Raw genomic sequence first — 15,961 nt, 5'->3', positions numbered from 1 at the left:
TGATTTGTTTACTTATATTTGGTTGTCAAAGATCATTCAATAACACTCTTGCTAGCAACTCGCTAACCGTCCATGTGTTGTTGGACGCGTATTATAGCACCAGCTAACTTTATTGTCAAGGGTTTTTTAGCTTTTATGGGAAATTTGTTGAAATTTATTCTTTACTTACATAATATATACAAAAAAATCCCTTTTATTACCTATGTTTAAGTGTAGTCTTTTATAATCATGATTTAATTTAACCTTCAAGGACTACAATGCGTCTACTCTTTCTTATCTCTGCCCTATTCTTTTTATCTGCTTGTATGAAAACAGATACCGTTGAAATTCCCTCCTCAACAGAAGAAAAAAGCGCTACACAGATCCTTAGCAACAAAACAGATGCCCAAAAAGCACGAGATGAGTACAAAAAGCTACAGGAACAAAGAGAAAAAGAGTAAATTCTATTATTAACCTTAGATTAATCTCTCTGGACTATACTTTGCATTATATTAAAAATTGAAGGAAATATTATGGCTTTATATGATAGAGACTATACATCAACAGAAGCTGGATACGTTCAAGAAGGCGCATCCGTAAGCTTCATGAAACAAACTTACCAACTCTTGGCTGCAAGCATGATCGCTGCTGCGGCAGGAGCTTATGCAACGATGCCTTACGCTGAGACAATTATGCAATACAAGTGGTTCATCTTCGGTGCTGAACTTTTAATACTTTTCTTTGGACTTAGTATGACAAGAGGTAAAGCAGGACTTAATTTGGCAATGCTTTTTCTCTTTACGTTTTTGACAGGTGTCTCTTTAGTACCGCTTTTGGCGTCGCTTATAGGTGCGGGTAATGGTGCAGTAATCGGGAATGCTTTCTTGATGACCTCTGTACTCTTTGGTGCATTAAGCTTGTTCGCTATTAATAGTAAAACAGACTATTCAAGTTGGGGTAAACCTCTTTTTATTACGCTTATCGTAGTAATCATTGCTTCACTTGTAAATATATTTATACTTCAAAGTCCAATGATGCATGTCGTTATTACTGCGGGTATCTTACTGTTATTTAGTATTTTTACGATCTATGATACGCAGAATATAGCGAATGGCGCATATGACTCTCCTGTAGATGCTGCTGTATCTCTTTATCTAGACTTCCTGAATATGTTTACAGCACTACTGCAACTTCTTGGTATTTTTGGAGGCGACGACTAAGAAGCGTCTTCAGGGAAGAATGCTTCTTACACGCTTCACTATGTCAAACTGATTTGAATGGCCTTTTATGAAGAAGGGCCATTCAAAGATGTAGCCTCAACAAACAACACTTCAAATTCCAAATAATCCAACGGATATGTTTTCATAAGTTGCTTTGTCTTTGTATAAGACAACTGCTTTTCTCCTCCGCTTACCCCACTTTTTTTAATGTAGTTAAACATCTCACGGACTGACTCAAAATGAAGTCGATACTCTTTGACTTCGAATGCAGCATCATAGTATTTTTCAATCGTCTCTTTCAATACTTCTGTATGGTAAATAGGTGAAGTGACTTTCGCCGTTTGGTGCAAAGTCTTAAATGTATTGGAAGTAAAAATAGTAAAATATGCATGAGATGCTTTTTTGGATATCTCAGATAGTGTGAAGTCCAAGTCTTTGCTCCACTGTAAAGCGGAAGAAGAAAGAAGCAGACTATCTTCTGCTAACGTGAATTTTTCAAACGTTTCACTCCTATTGAAATCAGCACAAATTTTTTCGATCTTCTCACCAGAGGGGTGTATTTCTAACATCTCTTTTGAGGAGTCCAGAGCAATGAAGTGTTCAAAAGAAATATTTTGTTTCTTTAGGTTCTTAAACACTTCTCCACTACCGCAACCCATATCCATCAGTGTTGTAAAATGAGATGCAGCAAGTTGCTTTACTAGTGATGCAGCAACCTCTGCTTGAATGACATTATAGGTGTCATACTCATATGCATAACGAGAAAACTCTTGAATGGCATTAGACATTAGTTCTCTCCTTTTTCACGAAATTGTAATCTTCATCACCATTTCAAACTTTTTTGGGTATAATCGCCGAAATTATACCCAAATTTAAATGGGCTATCCAACAAACATAAAGAGGCACAGATGACATCAACACTTTTAATCGTACAAATCGTACTTGCACTAGCCATTACAGTTGCAGTACTTCTACAAAAAAGTTCAAGCATTGGGCTTGGCGCATACAGTGGGAGTAATGAATCTGTATTTGGTGCAAAAGGACCAACTGGCTTCCTTGCAAAACTTACTTTTACCCTTGCCTTTGCATTTATCGTAAATACGTTAGCATTAGGGTACCTATATACTACTGCAAATACTGCATCTGTAGCAGACAGTATCGTTCCAGCAAATAATGCTGCTGTACCGGCAGCACCAATAACACCAGCAAGCACTACTCCCACAGCACCAGCGGCACCAACTGTGACAGACAATAGTGTTCCTACAAATAATACAGTTGTGCCAGCAGCACCAACATCAGAAGGTACTACACCTGCAGCACCGGCTGCACCAACTGCTAACTAATGCAGATATAAAGAAGGGTCCCTTCTTTATATCTTTCCTCCAAAAATACTATCTAAATACATAACAAGGTAAAAAAGGGTAAAATTGCCCTAAATAATGCCAAGGAGACAGTTATGGTAAATGAGATTTATGAACACACACAAGAGAATATGCAAAAAAGTATTGATGCGCTTAAAAGAGACTTTTCAACACTTAGAACAGGAAAAGTAACCACAGGTATCATAGATAACATTAAAGTAGATTACTATGGAACAATGACAGCATTAAATCAAGTAGGTAATGTCATCGCTACTGATGCAACAACGATCAGCATCACTCCATGGGAGAAAACACTTCTTCCAACGATTGAAAAAGCGATCCAAGAAGCAAATATAGGTGTCAATCCAAACAATGATGGAGATTTCATCAAACTCTTTTTCCCTCCGATGACAAGTGATCAGAGACAAGAGATCGTTAAACAGGCTAAAGGTATGGTCGAACATGCAAAAGTATCTGTTAGAAACGTAAGAAAAGATGGTAACGATAAGATCAAAAAACTTGAGAAAGATAAAGAGATCAGTGAAGACGAATCAAAAAAATCTCAAGATCAGATTCAAAAATTTACAGATGAGTACATTGCTAAAATAGATGAAGCTTTTAAAACAAAAGAAGCTGATATACTCAAGGTATAAGTATGCAAAAATCTTATGATGTAGAACAAGCCTATAGGGATGCAAATGCTTTGCTTGAAGGGCACTTCCTTTTGGCAAGTGGTAATCACTCAAACAGATATCTTCAAAGTGCAAAAGTACTTGAATATCCTAAAAAAGCCTCTTTACTCACTGATGCCCTTGCAGAGATGATCAGAGCACATGGTATTGAAGTGGATACTGTATGTGCCCCTGCCTTAGGCGGAGTACTTGCCGGCTATGAGCTTGCTCGTTCTCTTGATGTCCGTTCTATCTTCGTTGAGAAAAAAGAGGGAGGTATGGAGTTACGTCGCGGTTTTGAAGTAGCAAAGGGTGAAAGGATCATTATTTGTGAAGATATCATCACTACTGGTGGTTCTGCATTAAAAGCTGCTCAAGCCATAGAAGCACTAGGTGCTGAAGTGGTGGCATTTGCCTCACTGGCAAACAGAGGATTCTGTAAACGAGTGGGCAGTGATGCTGAAGCAAAAGAAGAGTGTAGCCTCCCAAATGATGTACCACTCTTTGCACTTGATGACTTTACCTTTGAAATGTTCACTCCTGAGGAGTGTCCTATGTGTAAAGAGGGAAGTACTGCTATTAAACCGGGGAGCAAAGGGTAAAGACTATTAAGAACGCGAAAGCAGCAAAGCTGCTTTTTTCTACCCTATCGTTGAGATCTTCTCGGCGAAGTGTCCAAGCGACTAGTCACGTTTACTATTTATATTCATTAGACAACTCTCCAGACAACAGCACATATTTCTACATCAATATCGGTCTTTCTTGGCTTAATACTAAATGTTTCTATCTCGCAGTTGTCTGCACTATATTTTTCATTTAAAGCATCTATTTTATCTTCTAGTTCATACTCTAGTGCCTCAATCTCTTCTTCGATAGCCACCATTCGCTCTTCAGCCCTGCTCATTTCTCCACGCTCTTTGAGTATCTTGCTTCCTTTACTGACTGCACGACCTATCTTTGTCGAACTTGGACGTCCAAACAAGGCACCGAGAACTGCGATACCCGCTTCAATCATTGAGCCTGTAGAGTCCGAAGCTTCTTTGTCTACCCTCTCTTTAGCACGTGTAAGTCTACCTAGAAGTGTTTTCTCTTTTTTACCATAACGTATTTGAAGTTTTTCTATTTCGATCTCTTTTTTATCATTCAGCCCATCTTCTAAACGGACCCTAAAGTCAGAACGTGATTCATCTACTTTAGATTCCAACTTAGGCGAGATACAACGCAGTAGTTCCAAATTATGTTGACGGTAGAGTGTCTCCTTTAATTCTCTTATCGCTTTTGCCAATCTCTTGTCTTCTAAAACAATCTCAGGAAGAGGATGAAATTTTGCATTAGAAGGAGCGGTATGGGGAAATCTATCAAAACCAAGTTCTTCTTCTATAGCATCTTCCCATATAATGCGTTGTTGTTTCTCTTCAAGAGGGATAAAAAGTTCAAGTGCTCTGTCTATATCGATACCTCTTCTTTGTTGATAAAAATGTATCTTTGCCTTTGCTCCCAAGCTTGCCGAAAATATATTTTGTTGTGAAGCATCAGGTTCATAATATTGAGGGATAGAATTATCAATATTTTGATAACTTTCCAGTGTTGAAGTCTCTTTTATCTTACTTTCTACTGACTTGGTTTCTACTCTCTGTACTGACTTTTGCTCTTGCATAAGAGATGCTATCTCATCTCTTTTGAGTGGTCCCTTAAGATAGCTCATCACCCAACGGGTACTAAAGAGTCTAATGTCATCCAAATGTGCACTTTTGAGAAAGAAGGTTCTCTTTTGTAGATTGGCTAGGAGATTCTTAATTTCGTTTTTGTCAAAGTTCGAACCTACTTTGCCTCCCAGCCCATCAATAACCTTCTCTATATCTTGAGTCGTTTGCAATCTACCTACAAACCATGTTCCAATGTTAGAAAGCCCTTTATAGTCCAGATCTACAGGGTTCTGCGTACTGAGGACTACTCCTACACCAAAAGCTCTTGCCTGCTTTAAAAGAAGCAACATAGGCTCTTTACTTGGTGGGTTCTTAGTAGGAGGAAAGAAACCAAAGATCTCATCCATATAGAGTAGTGTTTTGAGTGCAGAGGTTCCACTTTGACGACGCATCCAGGCGATATATTTATTGAGTAATAACGTGACAAAGAACATACGCTCATCATCATTGAGATGTGAGATGGAAAAGATAGCCACTTTGGCTTTACCCTTTTCGTCATAGAGTAGTTTTTGTATATCTAAACTCTCTCCTTGTAGCCAAAGTGAAAAACTTGGACTTGCAAGAAGCGCATTAAATTTGGTTGCCAATTTAAAACGGTCATTTTGCGGATAAAAATCATCTAATGGCAATACGCCTATTTTTTTAAAAGAAGGATTAAGTATCTTGCCTATGATAGCTTCTATGCTCAGATCCTCATTATCCAGCCATGATTTAGTGATGATCTGCGCAAGCAGGATATATTCTTTTGATTCTAATGGGTCTGCATTAATGCCTACCAAAGAGAGCAAAGAGGTGGTAGTACTTTTCAAGTAAGAAGCAAAAGTATCACTGTCTTCGAGTATCTGAGGAGGAGGCACTTCCAGTGAACTCATCACATTAATAGAGACCCCCGCAGAACTTCCTGGGGTATAGATCGTTTTTTTGACATCATGAAACTTTTGTACACGATCAGTACTTTGTCCCCAACTCTCTAATCCCTCTTTCCAGACAGCGGATATTTTCTTGGCATATTCATTGACATCAGCTTCTTTGGATTTTGCTTCATCCGCTACCCATGATTCAAAAGAGGAAGAGGAGAAGCTTGGGTCCGTAAGACATAGATCTCCCATATCTCCTTTAGGATCTATGATAATAGAAGGGATATTATCGATAACCGCTTCTTCAATGATGCCTACACCAAGTCCTGTCTTTCCTGAACCTGTCATTCCTATAATAGCTGCATGTGTTGTAAAATTTTTATTTTTAAGTAGTGTCAGTGCCTCAGTAGCTTCCATACTCTGTTTATCAACATCTTTCCCCAGATAAAAGAGTCCTAACTTTTCATACATCTCTTGCATCCCCTGATCCTTCATGTTAAAAATAGATACTGCCTATTTTAGCAGAAGTTTATTTAGTTCATTTGATTATTCTGTAAGTGTTGAAGTAGTATTGGTATCTGTTTTTCCTGCCGTTTTTTTCTTTTTCACTGGCTTGCTAATTCCCTGCAACATAAAACTGATAGGTTCTTTTGTTTTTTGTTGGATAAGCACCAAAATCTTATCTTTTTCATGATAGACATCAAAAACCTCTATGTCGGACATAACCAGATCAACTTCTACCCTCTCTTCTGAGTTCAAGGGCAAATGGTAGGCATTCCCCTCAATGCGCGCCAGTGTTCTATCTTTTTTAAGCACGACCCAACACACTTTTGCTGTTGGCAGGGCATAAAGGGAATTTCTCGTTTCTTCCATACAGACTCTACTGAATTCATCTTTTTGAATCGTAATATTTCCATCTGAACCCATCATGTCCAAATACAGTACTTTGGTAGATTTAGTGATCTTTTTAGATTTTTCCAAATACTTTGAAAGATGTTCATTGGAGTTTTGCATCATATCAACAGAAGAGAATAGTGCCACAATGACAATACCCAAAAGGGCAATAGATATTAGTACTTCTAAAAGGGTAAATGCTTTACGGCTAGACATCGACCTTAGCCGTCCATAAGCCCGACACGGATGGCTTCTTCATAACTCGTATCTCCGGCTAGAAGCATATCTTTGAGTTTATCTGAAATGGTTCTCATACCTTCTTTCTTCATCGCTTCTCTTATTTGATGGTCGTTATAGCCATCTTTCATCATCTCTTTCGCTTTGTTATCAATGATGAAAAGTTCACCGATAGCTTGTCTGCCCTTGTAACCTGTAAAATCACACTCTTTGCATCCTACAGCTTTAAAATATAATTTGTCTTCAGGCACACCTATCTCTTGTGCTATGGTAGGAGAAAGTTTTGCTTCTTCCTTACAGTGAATACAAAGTTTACGGGTAAGTCTCTGGGCCAATACGCCCAACAGTGTTGAAGATACAAGGAAGTTTGCAATACCCATATCCATCAGACGACTTAGCGCAGACGTTGAGTCATTGGTATGGAGCGTAGAGAGCAACAGGTGTCCTGTTAATGCTGAACGAAGTGCTATCTCTGCTGTTTCGCTGTCACGTATCTCCCCTACCATGATAATATCCGGGTCTTGTCTTAAGATAGAACGTAGTCCCGCTGCAAAAGTCAGACCCACTTTAGAGTTTACCTGTATTTGAGAAATATTGTCGGCATTGTACTCTACAGGATCCTCTACAGTAATGATATTCTTATCTGGGGTAGAGATATGCTGTAGACAAGCATGAAGTGTGGTTGATTTACCTGAACCCGTTGGTCCGGTTACCAGGATCATTCCGTGTGCATGATTGAGTAACTTGTAAAGGTCTTTAGTGATCTCTTCTGCAAAGCCTAAAGATTCAAGCGTAGGGATATGTTCTGTTTGAGAGAGTATCCTCATGACCACTCTTTCCCCATGATAGGTAGGTAGAACGGAGACCCTTACATCGATGGTCTTACCTGAGATAGCTAACTGCGTACGTCCATCTTGAGGCACCCTTTTCTCTGAAATGTCAAGATTTGATATGACCTTGATACGGTTAATCACCAAAGTCACGATACTTTTATCAAGGTCAAGATGTTTTTTAAGTGCCCCATCTATACGTAAACGTACCTCTCCTTTTTTCTCTCCACTCTCTATGTGAATATCACTTGCCCCTTTTTGAAGTGCTTGAAAAAAGAGTGAATTTACCAGTTTGATAATAGGTGCAGACTCTTCACTTGAAAGTAGATCCTGTGAATTACGGATAAACTCCAAAAGATCAGATTCTACTTCTATGAGCTCATCTGAAGTCGTTGCCATCTCTTCAAAATCTGTTCCGGTTTGGATCTCTAAAAATTTATTTTTTAATCTCTCAAAACTCTCTGTATCTACGATGTTTACCGGGTAGTCTACTGAGAGTTTCGCTAAATAGTTCAGTGCATCTGCCAGTGTCTCTTTTTCAACGATACATGTTTTGACATCATCGACCATAGAAAACAGTAGTGCATGTTTAAGTGCTAACTTGTGGTTGATCTCCTCTTCCCAGAGAGGGTCAAGGTTTACATCCTGAAGACGAGGGAAATGCATTACGCTTCCTCATCCAAAAGACTTAAGTTTCTCTGATGAGGCGTTCTTTTTATTCTGTTGCTTGCAGGGGAAACCGGTTCAACAGCAGAGACACCCGTCTCTTCTTCCAATGCTTCTTTGAAAAGATCGTTATACCTCTCCTGCACCTCATCCAGTTCTGAGAGCATCGCTTTCAGCTTTTGGAGATCATCACTCTTTCTTACGATATAAGGGGTAAGATAGATCACTACATTCTGTTCGCGCTCTACATCTGAGCTATGCGTAAATAGTGCTTCACCTAGATACGGTATATCGCCCAAGAACGGTACTTTAGATTGCCCTTTACCCGAAACATTTTTGATCAGCCCACCCAAGATGATCATCTCTCCATTGTTCACGATCGCATTTGTCTTGACCGTTCTTTTTGTAGTCGTTGGTCTATCGGCCATTTGCTCTGAAGAGGGATCAATATCTTCAAGTACTGTTTCTACTTCTAACGTGACCTTATTGTTACTTGAGAGTCTTGGCTTCACTTTCAAGGTCAGCCCTATATCTTCTCTAGAATAGTTATTCACTACGTTAGAGACTCCCGTCGTAGATTGTTGCGCCTGAGTCAAGATAGACATTGTCTGCCCAACATAGATCTCCGCCTCTTTATTATTCGTACAAAGCACAGAAGGCTCGCTCAAGATCTGTGCGGCACCATTTTGTTCAAGTAGATCAAGTGTTGCACCTAAAGCAAAGACCTTATCTGTCGCATCAAATTTGAATGCTGGATCAGAAGAGTAAATAGGATTACCATTGGAATCAAGTCCTTCATACGTCTCTGTATTCGTATTTAAAAATCCTAAAAGCGCTGGAGACATTTGCAGTGCAGCAGCGCCCATATTCCCAGCTAAAGTGTAAAGACCAGCGGATGTAATTGCCCCTCCATTAAATCCATACTTCAATCCTATCTGTTGGGCCATATTGTTATTCACTTCAACAATCTTCGCTTTCACATACACCTGCACTTTAGGAATGTCTATTCTTCTCACCGTGTCCCTGATATTTTTCATCTGTTCTGCTGTAGCAAGCAAGATCAATGCATTTCTTTCGATATCAGAGACCACCATAGCCTTAGTTGGTGGAGTTCCACCTTTTGTAGGTGCTTTAATCGCTACATTGTTCATCTGAGAGATCAATTTACTCATGATCTTTTCCATCTCTTCAACATTTGAGTTTTTGAGCCTGATGACATACATCTGTTGCGTGGTACTTTCCCCTTTAATATCAAGCTGCTTGATATATTTGATCATACGATTGTTATTGGCAGTGTTCCCCACAAGTATGATGGAATTGGTTGCTTCATCTTTAAAGATATCGACCTTTTCACTCTCAATGGTCTGCGGGAAAATTTTCTTTGCCATATTTTGAGCATTAGGGAAAACATCTTTTACCATAGAGTGTTTCAGTTTAAGTACAACCGATTTTTTTTCGCCTGTTACCTCAACCGCTTTAATGACCTTTGAGATAGCTTGCAAAGTTCTTGGATCTGCAGTGATCGCCAAAACATTATTCTCTTTAAACGAGATCACCTTTGCACTCTTGTGAAGCAATGGCTTGATCTTTGCACGAAGGACTGCAGCATTGGAGTTCTTTAACGGGAACATCACTGTTTTCATCGTCTCTCCCTCGATACTGCTACTTACTTCTAGGCCCTCTCCCGCAGCATCATTGGATTTGACGACCTTGTAGTACTCACCCTGTTCTACTATCGTTAAGCCTTTGCCTCCAAGTATAGAGTTTGCCAAAGAGAAAAGTGCACTTTTTTTAATCGGCTTGGTTGATACAAAATTGATCTTTCCTTTGAGGTCTGCTTCTATCAAAATGTTCTTTTGTGTAATTTTAGAGACCATCTCAATGAAATCTTTTACGCTTAGATCACGGAAATTTACATCTACCGTCTCCTCTTGGGCCTGCAGTCCTATAGACAATACCAACAATATACTCAATACAATTTTAGTTAACTTCATATTCTAACTCCATTTCTTCTTTACCTCTTTGAATGACCAATGTCAGGTTATCCATATCTGAAAGATTTTTATATACATCTAAGGCAGCATTATAGCTATTGATCTGCTGACCGTTTATCGCCTTAATGACATCACCTCTTCTAACTCCAAGCTTCTCAAAAAGTGACCCTTTTCGAATGAAGGAGATACTAAAACCTGTTAGGTCTTTACCTTTTTTTATCTCTCTGATACCAATATTCTTTTCAAGATCATTCATGTTCTTTGCATAATGATCTACCAGTGATCTATCTACGATCTTATGGTCACCTGCATCGACCACTTCACCTTCTGGCTCTTTTGCAGAAGAAACAGGGGCAGCAGCAGAAGGGGCAGCACTTTTTATGCTCCCCTTGCCTTTTGTACTGATGATCAAATTAATTTGATATGTTTTTGAACCCTTGCTGAATGTCGCATAGTTATTTCCTGCTCCTTCAAGTACAAACCCATTAATAGCTTCGCCTTTGGCAAGCACTGTAGTTTTACGTTTATGCTCTACAGTCACCACCGTTACATCAGAAGCGTTATAAATAGCTAAAAGCTTAATATCATTAATGCTTCCTGCTTGTTGTAGAGGTTTTTTGATCGCTGTAGGTGCAGGTGCTTCATTTGGCCCTAGTTTTACTCTATAGTAAAGGGCTTTAGCCCCTTTATCTTCACTATGTTGCACTCCTGTCGCCGGCAGCCAGAGTACCGCAACAAGGAACCAAACCATTTTAACCGCCAACAATAAGAACAATAGCGCCCAAAGCCCTTTCACTACATGCGGTTTAAAAAGATGTTTCATAGACCCATCCTTTTTCATCTTTTCTCAATTGAGGCTTTAACATCTGTATATTTTTACTCTCATTAAAATCTAAACGCACATTACGTTCACTTAGGTCAATGCTACCTGACATTGCACCAAAAGAGCCACTTGCATCAACCAAAACTTCTAATGGAGAAAGAATGGAGTATGTTGCCACTGCTTTTTCCGTATTTTGCGGTACCATCGTTTTTAATGAATCATCTACCTTAAGAGCACGTAATTCTATACAACTGTAGAAAAGTAAAGTAGCCAGTTTTACCTCTTCTATGGTTGCCACGTTGATCCCTTTAAAATAGACGGTAACCTGTTTCAAGTTTAAAGAAAACAACCCTTCGCTTATTTCTTCTTCATTAAGCATGATCTCATGTTTGGCAAGCACTTCTTCAAGCTTATAATAAAATTCTTGCTTAGGCATCAGAACAATAATGGCTATCCATGCAACCATAAAAACGATGAAACTCTTTTTTACCATTTGCATTTGAACTCCACATCGTAAGATGAAGCCAGTTTTTGAATGCTAAGCTTTTGTATCTCTATAGGCAAGTTTAAAATCTTTGTCACCAGACTGTTTAACTCTGAAGTCGTTAAACCTTTATAGGTAGCCGTGACCTTTTTATTCTTACTGTTCCATTTCACTTTATGCGCAGGGATGATCGTTTGGAGTTTACTGACCTTTTTTGTAGTCTTTTTATCGGACCATATCTTTTGCAGAGCAATCACTTCTTTGATCTCATCAACAGAGCGGCTCGATTCAAGTATCGTTTCAGCCTGTGAAGAGATCTGTACATTTTTATACATATATCCGCCTAACATCAACACAAAGGCAGCAAGTACTATCAATTCATTTTGATATCTTTTCCAAATCATAATGCACCCTCTATCTTCACATCATTGCTTCCTGCAACAGCCAAAATATTCAATTGATTTTTCTGTGCCAATGCTTTCACACGTTTTGCCACCTGGGCATCTTCGCATGAAAATTGTACTTTAAACATCTTTTCATTCATCTCCAGTGAAGTAAGGGTAACCCCTTTAAAGATCATGCCAGATAATGTTTTGATCATCTCTCTTTTCTTTCGCTCTGCCCTGTCAATTGTTTTGTATTTGCTCACGATACTGTCTCGTGTATATTTACTCTGAAGAGAAGGATATGCTTCAAGCAACTCTTGCATCTGGGATGCTCCTGCTTGAGAATGATCGCTGTAGCGCGTGCCCTCAACAAAGAACATCAGTGCAAAAAGTGCAAAAATAGCCGTAAGTATTGAGGCTTCTTTCTTGCGAAGTATAGAACCATAAGCCCCATGAAGTGCGACACCTTTTTTAGGTGTAAAGCTATTGTCAAAAACCAAGGCCGTCTCTATCTCTTCTGCCAATGCTCCCTTTGGAACCACGACTGTCATATCATCCAAAGAGACCAGTGCTTCATTGGCCCCCAGAGAAAGAGGTTTATCAAACTTCTCTACTGCCTGCTGGGTGAAGAAGATCTTGTCCACATTTTCCAGAGCAAATCCTTTGCTTTCCAAAAATACGGTGATCATCTCTAGATCATACGCAAGAAAGACCCAATGATCCTCTTCTTTCCACACCATATAATCATAATCCTTGCCCTCTTCAAGCAAACCATCAAAAAGTGATGGAGCGATTTTCTTAGCCTGGTATGCATATCGAAGAGGCAAGGCTTCTTTTTTTACTGTATAAAACTGTGGTGGCAACATTACATTCACACTACTTGACAATGTTACTTGCTTCATCGCAGGATAGGCAAGAAGTAAGTCTTTAGTATTTCCCATAAAATTCAAAATGTTTTGACTCTCCCTCAATATATTCAAATCTAAATCTATACTGCTGTTCATCCAGTGTATAGCTTACTAAGCATTCCGTTGATTCTAAAAATGTTTTGCCCGCTAAAATACTTTTTCTCTCGGTGTACTCTCCGCCATTTAAGGCAACAAAGTCTTCTAAAGAACCAGCACCAGCTATCCACTCTTTTGCTGTTTCTACATCCATACTGAAAAGATAGGCGATCAGCTCTGGTGAAGCATATTCGGCATCTATCTTTTCTGCTCCGGGAGAAAAACTAAAATACTTGTCCCATGGCACAGTTCCTATCTTCGGGTCATCCACCTCAAACTGGTATCGACCGAGTACCTCTTCGAACTGTTGGTAAGATATAATACCGTTTTTTTGGTGAAGCCTGCTTTGCTCTTTTTGTACAAATGTACTTTTGCCACCGATCTCTTCGAGCAGCATCTCTTGCAATCTTCCCACATCTTCTATATCATACTCTTGCGCAAGCAGTTCAAAAAGCTCTTGGGATACAGACTGTAAAGCTTCTTTCTCTCTTCCCCATCCTAACCAATTTACATTAACGCCTTTTTGCAAGGGGTCACACTGCAACACAAGTGAAAACCTTCCATCTTCTGTACTCAAAGGTAAAGCCGTACTATATAATACAGAAAAAAGGGTTTTTTTATTTTTAAAGTTTTGAAATACATTTGTTATATTTGTATAGTATACATCTGCTTGTATAAGTGCTTTTGTCTCACTGGAATCTTGTTGGACTTCTTCGAAATAACTCAAAAGTACCATCGTTAAGGCGATGATCACAGACAAGACTGACAACGTGATGAGAAGGGCAAAACCTTGTCTACTTTTTACAACGTTGCCGGTACTCTGGGTTTTATCCATCTAAAAGCTCTATTAAAGTAAAATTTGTACAATTTAAATCTAAAATATTATACCGAAGCAAACTAAAGGATGCACATGAAACAACATACACCATTAAGAGCAGGTTTTTCTCTTATAGAATTACTGATAGTTATCGTTATCCTTGGAGGGCTTGTTGCTGTTGTGGCTCCCGGACTTATGGACTCTGCTGAACAAGCAAAAAGAGATACCGTTTGTCTTAAAATGAGTGAACAGAAAAAAGTACTGGATATGTTCAAACTGGATAATGGTGTTTATCCCGATACAGAAGAGGGGTTTGAAGCACTTATTTCAAATCCTGACACGGATAAATACCCTAATTATCGTGCAATGCCTTATGCAAAAAAAGTACCTAAAGATTCATGGAAAACGCCACTTTTATACATCAAAAAAGGTGATGATCTTGAAATCATTAGTTTTGGTGCTGATCGAAAAGAAGGTGGAGAAGGCAGTAGTAAAGATATCCTCTTTAGCGAATGTAACGAATAAGATTTTTAGATGCCCTATGTCAAAAGATATGAACTGCGTAAGGGATTCTCTTTTTTAGAACTTCTTATCGTTATACTCATAGTCTCTATGGTCTATTTCCTTGGATTTGAGGGAGTGGAGATGGGTAAAAACAAGCCAAAAGCACTTACACCTCTTAACCTTAAATCCAATATTATCTCCTCAGAACTCTTTTACGGAAAAGGTACGCTTCTCTGTATCGACCAATGTCGATCTTGCTATTTTAGACAAGGGATCTCTTCTGCTTTTGAAGAGTATACAAGTCCTGTAGATCTCACCAATATCGAAGCCTATACGATTGACGAGTATGACTCACTCTCACGAATTGAATATGGTAGGTATCAAGATAAAAAGATCTGTTTGATCATGGATTTTTTCAATAATGGAAGTTCGACCCAGATCATTTTAAAGAATGACAAGGGAACCTATTTCCTCCCCGCTTTTTTTGGAGAACCTCAGAAATTTACTTCTCCACAAGAGGCAAAAGAGTATTGGTTGGAAAACAGTGCATTGGTATCTGGTAGCGGAGATTTCTATTGAGAACTTTACGTCCTGCCTTTACTATTATCGAGATACTCATCTCTGTGATCATTATTACTCTTGCTATTGTTCCTGTGCTTAAAGTTCATACTGACAACCAGGAACAGATCGTTTATATATCTGAAAGAAACAAACGCTCTTTAGAGGATTCACTCTATTTAAGCAAAGATATTCTCTTACATCATCAAGACAATAAAACTGCCTATGAAGTTTTGGAAAAATTCTTTAAGATCAAAGATTCTAAAAGTCGTGAGATCTTAAAAAAAAGCAATAGAGACATCTTCATCCCTGAAGAGAAGGATATCCTCTCCACAGAAGAACAGGGAGGTCCTTCAGCCGTTGTTCACGAGATCATGCTAAAAGATAAACATTCATCGATCTACTATCATTTCAACCTAGAAGGTTTTTGACCTTCTTGACGTTTTGATAAACAGTATAAAAAGACCTAAACCAACAACCATAAGTAAGGTATTACCCATAAGGTCATGTGACCAATAGAAATTTTCTCTTCCTTCCTCTTGCTCTACAAAATGCACTACGAGCAAGATACGCAATACATTCACAAATGAAAACACTATATAGCCTATAGCCATCCATAAAAACTTATGCCATACTGTAGCAGGGTAGGCAAATATAGACGCAAACAAAAAAAGTATAGGGATCATACCGTTACACGCCTGGTTAATAATGATCTTATAGTGTGGATTGATCCAGATATCTATGCCCTGAAGTTGATCTGGACCTAAAAAACTATTGAGTAAAAGAAGAGTGAGTGATGTTTGTGCTTCATTGAGATACACAGATAGCACATTGGTGTCTGCATAAAAAAAAGTAAAAAATATGGCAAGAAAAAGAAAGTAAAGTGCTATAAATCGTTTCATCTTGTACTATAGCAAGATACAGCTAAAAAAGTTATAATACTTATTATTTACTGCAAGGACGTAACACT

General features: G+C 38.7%; 19 protein-coding genes. 8 read left to right on the top strand and 11 right to left on the bottom strand.

Annotated elements, in window-relative coordinates:
• The first annotated feature begins 257 nt into the window (after positions 1-257).
• A complete protein-coding gene (locus tag WBM70_RS05755; RefSeq protein WP_424557557.1) occupies positions 258-440 on the top strand; it encodes a hypothetical protein in 183 nt (60 codons plus the stop codon).
• Positions 441-512: 72 nt separating this feature from the next.
• Complete coding sequence (locus tag WBM70_RS05750; RefSeq protein ID WP_424557556.1) at positions 513-1,199, top strand: Bax inhibitor-1/YccA family protein; 687 nt, start codon at positions 513-515, stop codon at positions 1,197-1,199.
• A gap of 65 nt (positions 1,200-1,264) precedes the next feature.
• Here WBM70_RS05750 and WBM70_RS05745 read toward each other — a convergent pair whose 3' ends face one another.
• Positions 1,265-1,987, bottom strand: a complete 723-nt coding sequence (locus tag WBM70_RS05745; RefSeq protein ID WP_424557555.1) for a methyltransferase domain-containing protein — start codon at positions 1,985-1,987, stop codon at positions 1,265-1,267.
• Positions 1,988-2,107: 120 nt separating this feature from the next.
• On the opposite strand from WBM70_RS05745, the gene secG reads away from it, so the two are divergent.
• The 3 genes from secG to pyrE all read left to right on the top strand — a co-directional run bounded on the left by secG (position 2,108) and on the right by pyrE (position 3,833).
• Positions 2,108-2,542: a preprotein translocase subunit SecG gene (secG, locus tag WBM70_RS05740; protein WP_424557554.1), complete on the top strand. Its 435-nt coding sequence runs from the start codon at positions 2,108-2,110 to the stop codon at positions 2,540-2,542.
• A 113-nt stretch (positions 2,543-2,655) separates the two neighbouring features.
• Positions 2,656-3,213, top strand: coding sequence for a ribosome recycling factor (gene frr / locus WBM70_RS05735; RefSeq protein WP_424557553.1), 558 nt, complete (start codon positions 2,656-2,658; stop codon positions 3,211-3,213).
• A 2-nt stretch (positions 3,214-3,215) separates the two neighbouring features.
• The gene (gene pyrE / locus WBM70_RS05730; protein ID WP_424557552.1) at positions 3,216-3,833 is read left to right on the top strand and encodes an orotate phosphoribosyltransferase; all 618 of its coding nucleotides are present in this window, start codon (positions 3,216-3,218) and stop codon (positions 3,831-3,833) included.
• 107 nt (positions 3,834-3,940) lie between these two features.
• Here pyrE and WBM70_RS05725 read toward each other — a convergent pair whose 3' ends face one another.
• The 9 genes from WBM70_RS05725 to WBM70_RS05685 form a co-directional block, all read right to left on the bottom strand.
• A complete protein-coding gene (locus WBM70_RS05725) occupies positions 3,941-6,274 on the bottom strand; it encodes an ATP-binding protein (RefSeq protein WP_424557551.1) in 2,334 nt (777 codons plus the stop codon).
• Between the two features lie 66 nt (positions 6,275-6,340).
• Entirely contained in the window at positions 6,341-6,904 is a 564-nt protein-coding gene (locus WBM70_RS05720) for a PulJ/GspJ family protein (RefSeq protein ID WP_424557550.1), read from the bottom strand.
• A gap of 5 nt (positions 6,905-6,909) precedes the next feature.
• Positions 6,910-8,421: a GspE/PulE family protein gene (locus tag WBM70_RS05715; RefSeq protein ID WP_424557549.1), complete on the bottom strand. Its 1,512-nt coding sequence runs from the start codon at positions 8,419-8,421 to the stop codon at positions 6,910-6,912.
• The gene (gspD, locus tag WBM70_RS05710; RefSeq protein WP_424557548.1) at positions 8,421-10,415 is read right to left on the bottom strand and encodes a type II secretion system secretin GspD; all 1,995 of its coding nucleotides are present in this window, start codon (positions 10,413-10,415) and stop codon (positions 8,421-8,423) included. The genes WBM70_RS05715 and gspD overlap by 1 nt, the downstream gene beginning before the upstream one ends.
• Positions 10,402-11,238: a PDZ domain-containing protein gene (locus WBM70_RS05705; protein ID WP_424557547.1), complete on the bottom strand. Its 837-nt coding sequence runs from the start codon at positions 11,236-11,238 to the stop codon at positions 10,402-10,404. Before WBM70_RS05705 ends, gspD begins: the two co-directional genes overlap by 14 nt.
• Positions 11,222-11,737 (bottom strand): hypothetical protein, encoded by a 516-nt coding sequence (locus WBM70_RS05700; protein ID WP_424557546.1) that lies wholly within the window; start codon positions 11,735-11,737, stop codon positions 11,222-11,224. Before WBM70_RS05700 ends, WBM70_RS05705 begins: the two co-directional genes overlap by 17 nt.
• Positions 11,725-12,126 carry a hypothetical protein gene (locus WBM70_RS05695; RefSeq protein WP_424557545.1) on the bottom strand — a complete coding sequence of 134 codons (402 nt, stop codon included), beginning with the start codon at positions 12,124-12,126 and terminating at the stop codon, positions 11,725-11,727. Before WBM70_RS05695 ends, WBM70_RS05700 begins: the two co-directional genes overlap by 13 nt.
• Positions 12,123-13,049, bottom strand: a complete 927-nt coding sequence (locus WBM70_RS05690; protein WP_424557544.1) for a hypothetical protein — start codon at positions 13,047-13,049, stop codon at positions 12,123-12,125. Before WBM70_RS05690 ends, WBM70_RS05695 begins: the two co-directional genes overlap by 4 nt.
• The gene (locus tag WBM70_RS05685; protein ID WP_424557543.1) at positions 13,036-13,947 is read right to left on the bottom strand and encodes a hypothetical protein; all 912 of its coding nucleotides are present in this window, start codon (positions 13,945-13,947) and stop codon (positions 13,036-13,038) included. Before WBM70_RS05685 ends, WBM70_RS05690 begins: the two co-directional genes overlap by 14 nt.
• 75 nt (positions 13,948-14,022) lie before the next feature.
• Here WBM70_RS05685 and gspG point away from each other — a divergent pair, with 75 nt between their 5' ends.
• The 3 genes from gspG to WBM70_RS05670 are packed head-to-tail and all read left to right on the top strand — an operon-like array spanning position 14,023 to position 15,422.
• Entirely contained in the window at positions 14,023-14,454 is a 432-nt protein-coding gene (gene gspG, locus WBM70_RS05680; RefSeq protein WP_424557542.1) for a type II secretion system major pseudopilin GspG, read from the top strand.
• A gap of 9 nt (positions 14,455-14,463) precedes the next feature.
• Positions 14,464-15,012, top strand: a complete 549-nt coding sequence (locus WBM70_RS05675) for a type II secretion system protein (RefSeq protein WP_424557541.1) — start codon at positions 14,464-14,466, stop codon at positions 15,010-15,012.
• Positions 15,009-15,422 (top strand): hypothetical protein, encoded by a 414-nt coding sequence (locus WBM70_RS05670; RefSeq protein ID WP_424557540.1) that lies wholly within the window; start codon positions 15,009-15,011, stop codon positions 15,420-15,422. Before WBM70_RS05675 ends, WBM70_RS05670 begins: the two co-directional genes overlap by 4 nt.
• On the opposite strand, the gene WBM70_RS05665 is transcribed toward WBM70_RS05670, so the two are convergent.
• Positions 15,408-15,893 (bottom strand): exosortase/archaeosortase family protein, encoded by a 486-nt coding sequence (locus WBM70_RS05665; RefSeq protein WP_424557539.1) that lies wholly within the window; start codon positions 15,891-15,893, stop codon positions 15,408-15,410. The two genes, WBM70_RS05670 and WBM70_RS05665, sit on opposite strands and share 15 nt — an antisense overlap.
• Between the last annotated feature and the right edge of the window lie 68 nt (positions 15,894-15,961).

The organism is Sulfurovum sp. (assembly GCF_049668085.1).
Lineage (GTDB): Bacteria > Campylobacterota > Campylobacteria > Campylobacterales > Sulfurovaceae > Sulfurovum.
The sequence above is the reverse complement of the archived record's forward strand: the minus strand, read 5'-3'. Positions and strand labels throughout refer to the sequence as shown.

Coding starts and splice junctions, on each gene's coding strand:
- frr (WP_424557553.1), top strand. CDS start 2,656: ATGGTAAATGAGATTTATGAACACACACAAGAGAATATGCAAAAAAGT.
- gspG (WP_424557542.1), top strand. CDS start 14,023: ATGAAACAACATACACCATTAAGAGCAGGTTTTTCTCTTATAGAATTA.
- WBM70_RS05745 (WP_424557555.1), bottom strand. CDS start 1,987: ATGTCTAATGCCATTCAAGAGTTTTCTCGTTATGCATATGAGTATGAC.
- WBM70_RS05675 (WP_424557541.1), top strand. CDS start 14,464: ATGCCCTATGTCAAAAGATATGAACTGCGTAAGGGATTCTCTTTTTTA.
- WBM70_RS05755 (WP_424557557.1), top strand. CDS start 258: ATGCGTCTACTCTTTCTTATCTCTGCCCTATTCTTTTTATCTGCTTGT.
- WBM70_RS05750 (WP_424557556.1), top strand. CDS start 513: ATGGCTTTATATGATAGAGACTATACATCAACAGAAGCTGGATACGTT.
- WBM70_RS05695 (WP_424557545.1), bottom strand. CDS start 12,126: ATGATTTGGAAAAGATATCAAAATGAATTGATAGTACTTGCTGCCTTT.
- WBM70_RS05700 (WP_424557546.1), bottom strand. CDS start 11,737: ATGCAAATGGTAAAAAAGAGTTTCATCGTTTTTATGGTTGCATGGATA.
- WBM70_RS05690 (WP_424557544.1), bottom strand. CDS start 13,049: ATGGGAAATACTAAAGACTTACTTCTTGCCTATCCTGCGATGAAGCAA.
- gspD (WP_424557548.1), bottom strand. CDS start 10,415: ATGAAGTTAACTAAAATTGTATTGAGTATATTGTTGGTATTGTCTATA.
- pyrE (WP_424557552.1), top strand. CDS start 3,216: ATGCAAAAATCTTATGATGTAGAACAAGCCTATAGGGATGCAAATGCT.
- WBM70_RS05685 (WP_424557543.1), bottom strand. CDS start 13,947: ATGGATAAAACCCAGAGTACCGGCAACGTTGTAAAAAGTAGACAAGGT.
- WBM70_RS05665 (WP_424557539.1), bottom strand. CDS start 15,893: ATGAAACGATTTATAGCACTTTACTTTCTTTTTCTTGCCATATTTTTT.
- WBM70_RS05715 (WP_424557549.1), bottom strand. CDS start 8,421: ATGCATTTCCCTCGTCTTCAGGATGTAAACCTTGACCCTCTCTGGGAA.
- WBM70_RS05720 (WP_424557550.1), bottom strand. CDS start 6,904: ATGTCTAGCCGTAAAGCATTTACCCTTTTAGAAGTACTAATATCTATT.
- secG (WP_424557554.1), top strand. CDS start 2,108: ATGACATCAACACTTTTAATCGTACAAATCGTACTTGCACTAGCCATT.
- WBM70_RS05705 (WP_424557547.1), bottom strand. CDS start 11,238: ATGAAACATCTTTTTAAACCGCATGTAGTGAAAGGGCTTTGGGCGCTA.
- WBM70_RS05725 (WP_424557551.1), bottom strand. CDS start 6,274: ATGCAAGAGATGTATGAAAAGTTAGGACTCTTTTATCTGGGGAAAGAT.